10 protein-coding genes and 2 pseudogenes are annotated in these 13,308 nt (G+C 65.1%); 3 read left to right on the forward strand and 9 right to left on the reverse strand.

The features are described 5' to 3' along the window. From ACSKB9_RS13650 to ACSKB9_RS13680, 7 genes and pseudogenes are all read right to left on the reverse strand, one after another. The gene (locus ACSKB9_RS13650; protein WP_438073728.1) at positions 1–1,035 is read right to left on the reverse strand and encodes an AAA family ATPase; all 1,035 of its coding nucleotides are present in this window, start codon (positions 1,033–1,035) and stop codon (positions 1–3) included. 4 nt (positions 1,036–1,039) lie between these two features. After that, positions 1,040–2,020 (reverse strand): hypothetical protein, encoded by a 981-nt coding sequence (locus tag ACSKB9_RS13655; RefSeq protein ID WP_438073730.1) that lies wholly within the window; start codon positions 2,018–2,020, stop codon positions 1,040–1,042. Then, positions 1,939–2,844, reverse strand: a complete 906-nt coding sequence (locus tag ACSKB9_RS13660) for a fused MFS/spermidine synthase (RefSeq protein ID WP_438073732.1) — start codon at positions 2,842–2,844, stop codon at positions 1,939–1,941. The genes ACSKB9_RS13655 and ACSKB9_RS13660 overlap by 82 nt, the downstream gene beginning before the upstream one ends. After that, positions 2,760–3,434: a fused MFS/spermidine synthase gene (locus ACSKB9_RS13665; protein ID WP_438073734.1), complete on the reverse strand. Its 675-nt coding sequence runs from the start codon at positions 3,432–3,434 to the stop codon at positions 2,760–2,762. Before ACSKB9_RS13665 ends, ACSKB9_RS13660 begins: the two co-directional genes overlap by 85 nt. A 206-nt stretch (positions 3,435–3,640) precedes the next feature. Then, positions 3,641–5,284 (reverse strand): arylsulfatase, encoded by a 1,644-nt coding sequence (locus ACSKB9_RS13670; RefSeq protein WP_438073736.1) that lies wholly within the window; start codon positions 5,282–5,284, stop codon positions 3,641–3,643. Next, a pseudogene (locus ACSKB9_RS13675) lies at positions 5,281–6,305 on the reverse strand (formylglycine-generating enzyme family protein). The gene ACSKB9_RS13670 and the pseudogene ACSKB9_RS13675 overlap by 4 nt, the downstream one beginning before the upstream one ends. Positions 6,306–6,326: 21 nt before the next feature. Further along, complete coding sequence (locus ACSKB9_RS13680; protein ID WP_438073737.1) at positions 6,327–6,791, reverse strand: hypothetical protein; 465 nt, start codon at positions 6,789–6,791, stop codon at positions 6,327–6,329. Between the two features lie 538 nt (positions 6,792–7,329). Here ACSKB9_RS13680 and ACSKB9_RS13685 point away from each other — a divergent pair. After that, on the forward strand, positions 7,330–8,283 hold the full coding sequence (locus tag ACSKB9_RS13685) for a helix-turn-helix domain-containing protein (protein ID WP_438073739.1): 954 nt from the start codon (positions 7,330–7,332) through the stop codon (positions 8,281–8,283). Positions 8,284–8,412: 129 nt separating this feature from the next. On the opposite strand, the gene ACSKB9_RS13690 is transcribed toward ACSKB9_RS13685, so the two are convergent. Then, on the reverse strand, positions 8,413–9,282 hold the full coding sequence (locus tag ACSKB9_RS13690) for a DUF2066 domain-containing protein (RefSeq protein WP_438073741.1): 870 nt from the start codon (positions 9,280–9,282) through the stop codon (positions 8,413–8,415). A 204-nt stretch (positions 9,283–9,486) separates the two neighbouring features. On the opposite strand from ACSKB9_RS13690, the pseudogene ACSKB9_RS13695 reads away from it, so the two are divergent. Then, a pseudogene (locus ACSKB9_RS13695) lies at positions 9,487–10,501 on the forward strand (zinc-dependent alcohol dehydrogenase family protein). 250 nt (positions 10,502–10,751) lie between these two features. On the opposite strand, the gene ACSKB9_RS13700 reads toward ACSKB9_RS13695, so the two are convergent. Continuing rightward, positions 10,752–11,525, reverse strand: a complete 774-nt coding sequence (locus ACSKB9_RS13700; protein WP_438073743.1) for an enoyl-CoA hydratase-related protein — start codon at positions 11,523–11,525, stop codon at positions 10,752–10,754. 104 nt (positions 11,526–11,629) lie between these two features. On the opposite strand from ACSKB9_RS13700, the gene ACSKB9_RS13705 reads away from it, so the two are divergent. Next, positions 11,630–13,219: a gamma-glutamyltransferase gene (locus ACSKB9_RS13705; RefSeq protein WP_438073745.1), complete on the forward strand. Its 1,590-nt coding sequence runs from the start codon at positions 11,630–11,632 to the stop codon at positions 13,217–13,219. Positions 13,220–13,308: the final 89 nt, after the last annotated feature.

Here is a 13,308-nt window from a genome sequence, read left to right on the forward strand (position 1 = left end):
TCATGCTGCAGCGACAAGCTCGGTGATCTTGTCGATCACCTGGTCGGGGCTGATGCCCTGCGATACGGCCTCGTAGCTCAGGATCAGCCGATGCCGCAGGCAGTCATGGATGACGGCGCGGATGTGGTCGGGCGTGACGAAATCCTGCCCGTCGAGCCATGCGCGCGCCCGCGCGCAGCGGTCGATGGCAAGGCTGCCGCGCGGGCTGGCGCCGATCTGGATCCATTTGCTCAAGGGCTCGCCGTAGCGGCCGGGAAACCGCGTCGCATAGATCAGGTCGACGATATATTTCTGTGCGAGGTCGGAGACGAAAATGCCGTCGAGCTCGCCACGCGCATCGAGGATCGCCTGCTGCGGCACCGGCGGCGGCGGGGCAGCGCCCGCTTCCGGTTTCTGCGCATTCTCGGCGCGATTGAGCTTGATGATCTCGCCTTCCGTCGCCTCGTCCGGATAGGTGATCACGACATGCATCAGGAAGCGGTCGAGCTGCGCCTCGGGAAGCGGATAGGTGCCCTCCTGCTCGATCGGATTCTCGGTCGCGAGCACCATGAACAGGTCAGGCATCTTGTAGGTCTTGCCGGCAACGGTGACCTGTCGCTCCTCCATCGCTTCCAGCAGCGCCGACTGCACCTTGGCCGGGGCGCGGTTGATCTCGTCCGCCAGCACGAGGTTGGCGAAGATCGGCCCCTTCTGGAACTGGAACTGGCCGCCCTTCTCGGTCTGCAGGTAGATTTCGGCGCCGGTCACGTCCGACGGCAGCAGGTCCGGCGTGAACTGCACGCGCGACAGATCCGCGGCAAGATTCTTCGCCAGCGTCTTCACCGCCCGCGTCTTGGCAAGACCCGGCAGGCTTTCGATCAGGAGGTTGCCGTTGGCCAGCAACCCGATCAGCATGCTCTCGACCAGATGATTCTGCCCGAGCACCGATTTGCCGATGCGCGCCTTGAGATCGAGCACGGCGTCGCGCGCCGCGGAGTCCTTGGCAGTTCGCCGCGCCGGGGCGGCCGCTAACTGTGTTGCGGCGTGGTCTGACATTGCACTACGGCTCCTTGGACCCCGTAAACCACCTGTAATAGGGGTTTCGCCTCGCCGCTTGGCTGAGGCTCGCCATCTCGCGCGCGTAGGCTTGCCGGTTGCCCGCATAGGCGCTGAGGCCGGCACGATAGAACGCATCAAGATCTCGCCTTTCGCTCAGCAGCGAGGCGGTGAATTGCTCGTCCGCTCCCTTGAGCGGCGGTTCGCTACGATACTGCCAGATATGCAAAATCGTCCGGCTGAACTCGTCCGGACGAACCCATGTCGCGTATTCGATTCGCGGCCTGTCGTCCGTCACTGCCGGCGCGTCCGCCGCGTAGCGCTCGAGCCCGTCGCGGTCGGTGATCCAGGTTGCGATCAGCGCCGCGACCGAGTTGACGCCGACCGCGGAAAGCGCCGCAGACGTCTCGGGCTGGTTGAATCTCGCGCTGATGCGCTGCGCATCCAACTGAATCGGACGACGCGACCCGACAAGCAGCATTTCATGCAACTCCGATGTCCACAGAGACGCGTACGGAAACACATCGATGAAGCTGCGAACCAGTGAGCGCGTGTCCTCATCGTTCTGTGTTGGCAGCGGCAACCACTGCGCGACAATGCCGTCGTCGTTCAGTCGCGACGAAGCCAGGCGATAAAAATCGCGAGAATAGAGATTGACGACGCCAACCGCCGATGGCGGCGGCGGCTCCAGCGTGATCAGGTCGTAGGTCTGGCTCTCGCGCTGCAGGAGGCGACGGCCGTCGCCCAAGCGCTTCTCCAATCCCGGATCGGTCGCGGCGTTGAAGGTGCCGTCGAATATCGGAGCCGCGCGAAGGACCGCCGGGAGCAGCTCACCCACCACCCTCCTGTCGAGAGCAGGGAATTGCGAGAGAGCGCCGGCCGTGATGCCCGTGCCGTAGCCGATCACCAGGGCTGATTTCGGCTCGCCATTGTGAATGATGAGCGGCAGGAGCGCTTGCAGCCGCATGTAGCGCAGCGACGGCATGGCGTCGCCGGAATTGGATACGCCCTGGATATGAGCCGGCGGAAGCGGCCGGTGTTGACCACCGCAACCGTTCCACCCGGGCTCTCTTCATAGAACATGATTTTTCCCGACCGCGCTGCCGGCAGCAATTGGGCAAATCGGTCGGACGGCGTGGCGACCGCAGCGACGATGCAGGCTGCGCCGACCGCGAATGCCAGTCCAAGACCGGTGCGGCCCGAGCGACCGCCCCAGCAGGCAAGGACACCCAGCAGGCCGGCGCCGATTGCGAGCAATGCCAGGGTGTGGACAAGCCCGAGCCAGGGCAGAAGCACGAAACCGGTGAGAAGCGCGCCGCCCACACCGCCCAGCGTATTGACTGCCACGACCGCGCCAACGTCCTGCCCGATGTGCGCATCCCGCACCACCAGACGCAGCGCCACCGGAAAGGCCGCCCCGAGCAGCAAGGTCGGCACGAATACGATGCAGAACGCTGCAGCCGCGAAGCGGGCGCACATGCTGGCGAACTGGCTTTCGGTAAGGCGGAGCACGAACGCCTCGGTCGCCGTCTGCGCGACCACGAGCCAATGGCCAAGTGCCGCGATCTCGATCAAGGCCAGGAACCCGGCGGCGGCGATCAGAAGGCCAAAGGCACTCCAGGGATCGCGGATCCGGTCGATCATCCGCGCAACGATCGCGGCGCCCGCCGCAAGTCCCGCGAGGTACGTGGCAAGCACCACGGAAAACGCGAAACTGCGCGTACTCATGAACTGAACGATGGACTGGGACCAGATGACCTCATAGCCGAGGGCAATTGCACCGGCGGCGGCATAGAGGGCGACTGCCAATCCGACCCGGCGCGGTTGATGCGCCGCCGCGCGGCCGGCAGGCTTGATCCTCGCCGACGCCAGGGGAATCCGGCCGAGCACCGTTGCCCCGCCGCCGCGAGGACATTGAGTGTCGCTGCCGCGATCGAGGTCCCTTGCACCCCGAACAGCGGAATGAGGACGAACATCGGCAGCAGAGCGCCAAGAATCGCGCCGGCCGTGTTGGCGGCGTATAGCCGGCCACCGATGCGGCCGGCATCGCCAGAGTTATGCAGCACCGCACGCACGAGGACCGGTAGCGTCCCACCCATCAGAAGCGGGGCGATGCCGACCAGAACGAACACCATGGCCCATGCGAGCAAGCCGCTCGCGCTCTCGATCGCCACGAAGACCGGCGCAATATTCGCCAGGATCAATGTGGTGGCTACGCCGGTTATGCCGATGCCAATCTCGATCGCGATGTAGAGTTTCGCCGGCTGGCTGGCGCGGTCGGCCCTTCCACCAAAGATCAGGCCGCCCAACGCCAGGCCGGTAAAGAAGGCACTCACGGCGGTCGTGATGGCGTAGACATCAGCGCCGACGACCAGCGAGAGCTGCTTGATCCAGATCACCTGGTAGATCAGGCCGGCGGCACCCGAGACGAATGCCAGCGCCGCTGCGACAAGCCTCCGGCCCGCACCGGCGTCCAGATTCTTTCGGTTTGCTCGGGTCGCGGTCGATGCAGACCCTATGCTCGATCGAGCATCCATCCGCTAGTCCCCTTGGATACGGTGCGGGACAGGCCAATACCACTGGCCTGTCTCGCAGGGCCTCGCGACTATTCGAGACCACGCTTCTTGAAGGATTCATCGACCTTCTTGTCGACCGCACGACGAATCTGGTCGATGCTGAAGCTCGCAATCCGCTGGCTTGGCGGATATTCAACAAGGGTCTGCAGGAACGCTGCCGCCTTGATTTGTGCCTGAGCGATCATGTACGCGTTCTCTACCCGCCATTGATCGTACATGCTGCCCGATATCTCCGCGTGTTCGTACGGATCCATGCGCAGATTGAATATCTTTGGCACGCGCAAAGGCGTGAACGGGTGGGCCCAGACGTCGAACTGGCCGGGCTGATCCTGCCGTTCAAAGGTATGTTTCCAATCGCCGTTTCGCATCGCAACGAGATCACCGTCGTCGTTGAAGTAGTAGAACTCGTTGCGTGCGCTCTTGTCGGCCTTGCCCGTGATGTAGTCGAGCTGGTTGAACCCGTCGAGGTGATCTCGGAAGGTGGTCGAGCCGCCTTGCGGCTGCCAGCCGGTGAGCAGGCGATCCTTCACCCCGGGATCGCCGGCGGCGGCAAGGAGCGTCGGGAACCAGTCGAGACCTGACACGATTCCGTTGGCAACCTCGCCTGCCTTGACGTGGCCGGGCCAACGGATCATCGCCGGCACACGGAACGCGCCTTCCCAATTGGTGTCCTTCTCCGACCGGAAGGGCGTCGTCGCTGCATCCGGCCAGGTGAACGCGTTCGGGCCGTTGTCCGTGCTGAAGACGACGATCGTGTTGTCCGCGATCTTCAGGTCATCGAGCGTCTTGAGCAGCTTTCCGACGTTCATGTCCATCTCGACCATGCCGTCAGCGTATTCATTGCCCGGCATGCCGCTTTGCCCGCGCATCGAGGCACGAACGTGGGTAAAGATGTGCATGCGAGTGAAGTTCATCCAGGTAAAGAACGGCCTGTTGGCCTTTGCCTGTCGCGTGACGAAATCGATCGCAGCACCTGTAGTCTCGTCATCGACTGTCTCCATCCGCTTCCTGGTAAGCGGGCCGGTATCCTCGATCTTGCCGTCGGCGGAAGCTTTGAGGACGCCACGCGGCGAATAGGCTTTGACGAAAGCTGCGTCGTCCTTCGGCCAGTATGGCCGCTCGGGCTCTTCCTCGGCGTTGAGATGATAAAGATTGCCGAAAAACTCATCGAAGCCGTGATTGGTCGGCAGGTATTCATCACGATCGCCGAGATGGTTCTTGCCGAACTGACCTGTGGCGTAGCCGAGAGGCTTCAGGGCCTGCGCGATAGTTATGTCGCCCTTCTGCAAGCCGACCGGTGCTCCCGGAATACCGACTTTGCAGAGGCCGGTCCGCAGGCAGACCTGTCCGGTGATGAAGGTGGAGCGGCCGGCGGTGCAGCTATTCTCGGCATAATAGTCGGTGAAGATCATGCCTTCATTGGCAATGCGGTCAATGTTCGGTGTTTTGTAACCGACCAGCCCGCGTGTATATGCGCTGATGTTGGATTGGCCGACATCGTCGCCGAAGATCACGAGAATATTCGGCTTGGCCGCGTTCGGCTGCTGCGCTGACGCGGGAGACCCGGCAAATGGCGCCAGGCTTGTCGCGACCAACGCCGCCGCGAACAAGCCACGAAGCAACCCTCCGCGACTACCGGACTGCCTGGCAACGATATTGCTCTCATCGCTCATTCTGACGCTCCTTGCTTGTCGAACGGTTTTTGTGACGATTGAGAATCGGGTCGGCGCACCACGCAGCGAAAGCCGACATGGCTGGTCGAGGTGTCGACCGGTTCGGCGTGGCGGGCGGCAGGGCGATACCGGCGGCAGTAATTCGGTGCGCACAGATGCGAGCCGCCCTTGAGGACCTTCCGCGGGATCTTGATCGCGGGCTGGGCGGGGTCGTAGCTCGCCTCCTCGCGACCGCCGCGCGGATTCTGCGGGATGCAGCAGGGCTTCGCAGCGTCTGCCTCATGACGGGCGGACCACCAGTCGGCGGTCCACTCCCAGACATTGCCGATCATGTCGTGGACGCCATAGCCATTGGGCGGAAACGCGGTCACCGGCGAGGTCCGGTCGAAGCCGTCCTCGCAGAGGTTCTGAATCGGGAAATTGCCCTGCCATGTGTTGGCCATGTGCGTGCCGCCGGGCGTCAAGGCGTTGCCCAGGCGAACTCCTCGGCCTCGAGCCCGCCGCGCGCTGCGAACTCCCACTCGGCTTCGGTCGGAAGTTCCTTGCCGGCCCATTTGGCGTAGGCAAGCGCATCGGCATAGGCGACGTGGACGACCGGATGGCTGCCGAGCACGTTGATGTTGCTGCGCGGGCCGTAGGGGCGACGCCAGTTCGCGCCCTTCATCAAGGTCCACCATTGGCTCCAGTCGCGCAGGGTGGTGACCCGGCGCGGCGGTTGAAACACCAGCGAGCCGGCGTAGAGCATATGCGGCAGCGCACCCGGATATTGCGCAGGGTCCGGCGGTCGCTCGGCGACCGTGATGTGCCCGGTCTCCCGCACGAATTCGCGGAATTGAGCATTGGTCACCGGGGTGCGGTCGATCCAGAAGCCGTCGACCGACGCCCGATGCGCCGGCGCCTCCTCGGGGTAGTGATGGTCGGAGCCCATGCGGAACGTGCCGCCGGGAATCCAGACCATGTCGTCGGTCTGGACGCGGTCGTCACGCTCTCGTTCAGTGGAGGCAATCTCTACCCGGGACATGGCGATGCACCTCTTCGCGCATTACCGTGAGCAGTAGTCCCAGAAGCCCTGTGTTCGCGACGGGTCGGTGTAGTACCAGCACATGCCCGCTGCCGGCGGCGGTCCCGCCCAGGCGGCTGCGCTCGCCGCGCTGACGAAACCGATCGCTGCGCCGGCCGCCACCGCGCCCCCGATCGGCCAGCCGTACCAGCCGGGCCGCGCCCAACCTCCCGGCCGCGGTCCGGGCCGTGGTCCGACCCAGCGCGTGCCGCCGCCGTGCCAGCCGGGCCGAACGCCCGGACCCACCACCGTCCGGCTACGATAAGCAACCGCACCGCCGCGTGGTCCGACGGCAACGCCGCTGCGGCGTGCGACAGCGCGCACCTGCACAACGTTACCGCTGCCTTCCTGCTGTGTGATGATCGGCAATGAAGCGGAAGAGCCGATGCTGACCGCCGACGCCGGGCCGGCTTGCGCGATGATCGCGGCTGCTCCAACGAGCGCCAAACGGAAAATCTTGTTGAAGATCGCAGCCTTACGATCTCGGTGACCGAACGTCGTCCGTGATTGCGTCGTGCCTGAGTGCATTGTCGCGCCCTTCCATTTTTCTGTGCTGCACTTTTCGGCAGCGTTGATCAGTCAGGCCTTCTTCCCTTTTCTCCTCCGTTGCCAATCCTGTGCACACTTGCGTGCACAGGATTCTCCCATCGTGACTCGTTCCACTGGACGTTGTCACGAGCGAATTCTGCTGTCAGTTCAAACGATAGCGGAACGCACTATACAAGTGATGTGCACTTTGTGCCAATCTCAACCCCGAGGCGTGCAGGCTTAACGAAGGATGCTCCAGATTCGATCAATCCGATCCGGTCGGCCTTATTGCTTTCTCGGAAAAACAAGCGAAAATCTGCACGTTTGCAAATCCGCATCACGATCTCGCCATGAGAATCAAACCAATCTAGGCACATTGCCGCTGGGCACACTTTTTGTACCGACTTCAAGCATTTGGTTTTAGTAGATTAATCGCGCTGCAGTTGTGAACGTGGATATGCGCCAACACCTGACGGTCAGCACCGGCGAGCTTGACGGCTTCGAGGGTCTCCACGATGCCGTCGAAGGCTCGCATGTCGAAGTCATGCAGCTGGAGCGCGGCAAGCTGCGCGGCACATTGTCTCACGTCGGGATCGGTGATTTTTCGCTCAGCATCGGCGCGTTCAATGTCGGGGTCCGCACCCAGCGCATCTCGACCGATCCCAAGCTGATCATCGGAATGCTGCTGAACGCGACCGACCGCGTCACGCATTGGGCGTTCGACATGCAGCCGGCCGATGTGCTGGTGATTCCTCCGTCGGTCGAGCATGACGGGGTCTTTCACAGCGCTTCGTCCTACGCCGCCATCCGCTTCGACCTCGCCGACCTGCCCGACATATTCGGCGGCGAGCCGCGGCTCGCCGACGCCGAGACCTGGCAGGCGAAGAACCACTTTCGCGCCGATCCCACGATCGGCATGGGCGCGGCGGACAAACTGCCGCGGATCGTCGCGCACCTCGCGCGCTATCCGGACGCCTTGACGGACGCGTCGGCCGGCTTCTGGAAGCGCGCGATCGTCGACTGCGTGACCGCGACGGTTGTGACATCGTTGCCTCCCGACGGGACGAGCTATCTACCGTCGGCGATGCGCCTGGTGCGCCACGTCGAGGACTATCTGCACGCCGCGGGCACGCGCCCGGTCCATGTTTCGGAAATCTGCACCGAGCTTCGGCTGTCGCGACGCAGCCTGCACCGCGCCTTCCACGAAGTGTTCGGGGTCGGCCCGGTGACGTTCCTGCGCTACAAGCGGCTTTGCATGATCCGTTCGATCCTGCGCGAAAGCACCCCAGACCAGACCACCGTCTCCAAGGTTGCGATCGAACAGGGCTTCATCGAGCTCGGGCGCTTCTCGCAATATTACCGCGCGATGTTCGGGGAATATCCGTCGCAGACGCTTGGCTACGCCGGGTAGAGCGTTTTCGAGCGAAGTGGATACCGGTTCGCGTGAAGAAAACGCGTCAAAATGAAAATCTAGAGCCCCGTTCCGATTCAATCGGAACGGAAAGGGCTCTAGCGCGATCCAGCCGCTGCGCGCGCACGCTTATTTTGGTCGCCCCGGATCGCCATTGCCCGACAGCACCTGCGCGGCGCCGCCGATGCCGCGGCGGAAGGCTTCATCGAAGGTGACGCCGCGGAACTGCCATTTGTAATCCTTGCCGTGCCAGGCCATCCGCCATTGCGTGGCCCAGCCGAGATCCTTGTCGTCCCAGACCAGCCGACCGAGCAGGGTGGCCTCGCCGCCTTGCGGCGCGACGATCGAACTCAGCTTCGCCGGCGGCGTCTTCAACAGTTCGGCGGCGGTGATGTTGGCGCTCGTCAACGCGGTTGTATCAGGCAGCACGAAGCGCATGCCGCGCTTGCCGGCCGCAGCCGCAAGCGCATCGCGTTGCAGGTCGGACTGCGTCCCGTCGGATGTGACAATGTAATCCTTCGGACCATGCTGCATCTCGGCGAAGACGCCGAGCACCGGCCGCTGCGACCGCCAGGGCCTGAGACCGAGCCTGGCGAGAATGCCGTCGATCTTGTTCTCGTCGAAATCCACCGTCAGGTCGTAGGGCCGGTCGCGGGTGCCCTGCTCGTCATGATGCGGCTTGCCGGCGTATTGATCGTGATAGTCGAAACTGCTGACGAACTCCCCCGCCTTCGATTTGTAGGCGGCAAGCCGGCGGTCACCTGCCAGCATTGGCTGACCGGAAACCTTGATCAGCACATCCTCCAGACATGCCCCGAAGCCAATGATGCGGTTCGGCTCGCCCTGGCCGGTGACGACGGTCCGCGCGCGGTAGAGGCTGTCGTCTGCTGCGGCCATCGCACCACCGCAAGCGATCCATGCAGCGGCAAGCAGCACGCGAACCGCGCCGCGTGCGAGCATGGCGATCAGATCGCGCTTCGTCTCAAGCAAGGCAGCCATGGTCACCTCCGCTCGGTCACTCCATTGACGGCTCAGATTGGCGGTATTTCCCGGTCGCGCGCCAGCGCGTTCGGGCATGGGCGCCATTCCATCAACCCCACTGCGCGCTATGGCCACGCGCGGCAGGCATGACATATGCTCGGAGCATGCGCGGCAGCGCCGCGAGCGCTGCCCAACACAAGAGCACCGAGCAGGAGACGTTCCGTGAAATGCTATGAGTTGCAAGGCCCCGGCGGCGTCGACGCGCTGGCGCTGGTCGACAAGCCGGTTCCGCAAGCCGGCCCCGGCGAAGTCCTGGTGCGGCTGAAGGCGGCGACGCTGAATTATCGCGACCTGCTCACGGTCAAGGGCGGTTACGGCTCGCGCCAGAAATTTCCGCTGGTGCCGGTCTCCGACGGCGCCGGCGTGGTCGAGGCGGTCGGCGCCGGAGTTCAGGAGCTTCGCACCCGGCGATCGCGTGATCGGCAGCTTCTTCGAAAGCTGGCTCGCCGGCGAGCCGAGCGAGGCGCGGATGCGCGCGGCGCTCGGCGGCAGCGTCGACGGTGTGCTGACCGAGTACCGGGTCTTCCCCGCGCATGCGCTGGTGCGCACGCCGGATCATCTGAACGATATCGAGGCCGCGGCACTGCCATGCGCCGGCCTCACGGCGTGGAGCGCGGTGGTCAAGCTCGGCGACCTCAAGCCGGGGCAGACGGTGCTGACCCAGGGCACCGGCGGCGTCTCGCTGTTCGCGCTGCAATTCGCCAAGATGTGCGGCGCCCGCGTCATCGCGACATCCTCCAGCGACGCCAAGATCGCGCGGCTGAAACAGCTCGGCGCCGATGTCACGCTCAACTACAAGTCCACGCCCGATTGGGGCAAGAAGGCGCGCGAGCTGACCGGGCGCGGCGTCGATCTCGTCGTCGAGGTCGGCGGCGTCGGCACGCTGAACGAGTTGATCCGCGCCACCAGGATCGGCGGCACCATCGCCTTCATCGGCGTGCTCGCAGGTCCCGCCGCGTCCGACACGCGGCTGCCGCTGATGGTGATGCAGCAGCAGCGGCTGCAAGGCGTCACCGTCGGCTCGATCGAGGACCTGCAGGCGCTGTGCGACGGCATCAGCCTGCACGGCGTCAAGCCCGTGATCGACAAGGTGTTCGCGTTCGACCAGGTCAAGGCCGCGTTCGCCCACATGGCGAGCGGCGCGCATTTCGGCAAGATCGCGATCGCGATCGGCTAGCACGCGCACGATCAAGGCCTGGAGCATCCTGAGATTGCGCCGAACAGCGACGGCGCTGCGCTCCCTCGCCCCGTTCTTACGGGGAGAGGGTTGGGGTGAGGGGCTGCCTCCGCATATGTCTGGTGATAGCTGTATTCGCGGAGACTCCCCCTCACCCGGAACGCATCGAACGATGCGTTCCGACCTCTCCCCGCACGCGGGGCGAGGTGAAGCGGAGCCCGCCGCTCGATTTAGGTAAGCTCATCCCGCTCTAGCGTCCCGTGAACTGAGCCTTGCGTTTCTCGACGAAGGCCTGGCGGCCTTCCTTCGCGTCGGCGCTCTCGCGGATCACCTGCTGGAGCTCGATCTCGCGGCGAAACTGATCGGCGTAGCTGGCGTGCTCGCTCTCCTCGAGCAGCTGCCGCGTCGCGACCAGCGCGCGCGTCGGTCCGTCGGCGAGACGACCGGCGAGCGCCTTGGCCTCGTCGAGCAGTTTGGCATCGTCGACCACGTCGCGCACCAATCCCCACTCCTTGGCCCGTTCGGCCGGCAGCGGCTCGTTCAGCAGCATCAGATCGAGCGCGCGCTGGCGGCCGATCAGGCGCGGCAACAGCCAGGTCGAGCCGAGATCGGGCACCAGCCCGATCCGGCTGAACACCTGGATGAAGCTCGCCGAGCGCGCCGCCAGGATGATGTCGCCGGACATCGCGAGGCTGAAGCCGCCGCCAGCCGCGACACCGTTGACCGCGACCACCACCGGCACGCGGCATTCGCGCAACGCCTGCATCGTCGGCCAATAATGCCTCATCACGCCGATGTAGATGTTGTCGCCGAGCGACTGGAACGCCTTGAGGTTCTGCCCGGAGCAGAAGCCGCGTCCCTCCCCGGTCAGGACCAGCGCGCGGATGTCCGGGTCGAGGCTCATCTCGCCGACGGCGCGCGCGAGATCGCCGAGCAGTTCCGGCGTCATGGCGTTCAGGCTCGCGGGATCGCTGAGCGTCAGGATGCCGACCTTGCCGTCCCGTTCACGCTTCACAACAGCCATTTTCCGCTCCCTGAAATTGGTTCTTGTTGTTGCACTGACAGTGCCATGCTTGGCATGCTACGCCAACGTGCCCCACCCGCAACAAGAACAGCGAAAGCAACGCCATGTCCGACCAGTTCTCCAACTCGCAAGTGATCCGCAAGCCGGCCGTCAGCGCCAAGGGCGGCATCGTCGCTGCACAGTCGCGCCGGGCGGCCGAGGTCGGCGCGGAGGTATTGGCCGCGGGCGGCGATTGCGTCGACGCCGTGATCGCAACCACCTTCGCGCTTGGCGTCGTGGAGCCGTGGATGAGCGGCGCCGGCGGCGGCGGCGCGATGGTGCTCTATCGCGCCAAGGAGAACCGCGTCGAGGTGATCGACTACGGCATGCGCGCGCCTGACGGCCTACGCATCGAGGATTATCCGCTGACCGGCGGCGCGGCCTCCGACCTGTTCCCTTGGGCGCGGGTCAAGGACGACCGCAACCTGCACGGCCCCGGCTCGATCGCTGTGCCCGGCGTCGTTGCCGGCATGGAGGAAGCACATCGCCGTCACGCCAAAATGCCGTGGAAGGACCTGCTGGCGCCGAGCGTCAAGCTCGCCGGCGAGGGCCTTCTGGTCGATTGGTGGACCACCGCGATGATCGCAAGCTCCGCCGCCGATCTGCGGCGCTATCCCGCCAGCGCGACGGCGTATCTGCAGGATGGCCTGCCGCCGAATGCGCAATGGGGCATCAGGTCGGTGGTCCGCATGCCGCAGGACAGGCTGAAGGCCACGATGGCGCAGCTCGCCGCGGCCGGCCCGCGCGATTTCTACGAGGGCGATCTGGCGCGCAGCATCGCCGACGACATCCAGGCCGCCGGCGGCGCGCTGTCGGTACGCGACCTCGCCGCCTTCCGCGCCCATCTGCGCGAGCCGCTGAAGATTCCCTATCGCGGCGGCACGGTCTATGCGACGCCGGAGCTGACCGCGGGTCCGACCATGGCGCGCACGCTCGGCCTTTTGCAAAAGGCGCTGGCGCCCGCGCAGGGCGGTCCGGATGCGGCGGCCTACGCTGCCTATGCGGAGGCGCTGCAAGCCGCCTATCGCGAGCGGCTGAAGGACATGGGCGACGTCGACGGCCGCCGCGCGCTCGGCGCCGAAGCGATCGCGCCAAGCTGCACCACGCATTTCTCCGCGGTCGACCGCGACGGCAACATGGCCGCGGTGACGCAGACGCTGCTGTCGACCTTCGGCTCCAAATTCGTGACGCCGAACACCGGGCTGACCATGAACAACGGCATCATGTGGTTCGATCCGACGCAAGGCAATCCGAACTCGCTCGCGCCCGGCAAGCGCTGCCTGACCAACTACACGCCTGTCGTGGCGCAGGCCGCCGACGGCCGCACGCTCGCCGCGGGCGCATCGGGCGGCCGCCGCATCCTGCCGGCAGTGTCGCAGCTGCTCTCCTTCGTGATGGATTTCGGCATGGATCTCGACGCCGCGATCCACCAGCCGCGGATCGACGCCAGCGAGGGCGCCGTGGTGATCGGCGACAAGCGCCTGCCCGCCAGCGTGCGCGAGGCGCTGCGCGGCCGCTTCGACTTCGAGGAGGCCCGCATCCAGACCCTGCCGATGAAGTTCGCCTGCCCCAGCGTCGTGCTGCGCGACGGCACCACCAACAGCGGCGTCACCGAGCCGTTCCAGCCCTGGGGCGATGCGGTCGCGGAGGGGTGACGGCAAAGTCGCGCGGTTCGTTGAGGTCGTCGTCCCTGCTCCCGTGCGCAATTGCGCACTAGGCAGGGACGACACCGAGTTTATTGCAT

It is taken from the genome of Bradyrhizobium sp. BR 1433, assembly GCF_051547665.1.
Lineage (GTDB): Bacteria > Pseudomonadota > Alphaproteobacteria > Rhizobiales > Xanthobacteraceae > Bradyrhizobium > Bradyrhizobium australafricanum.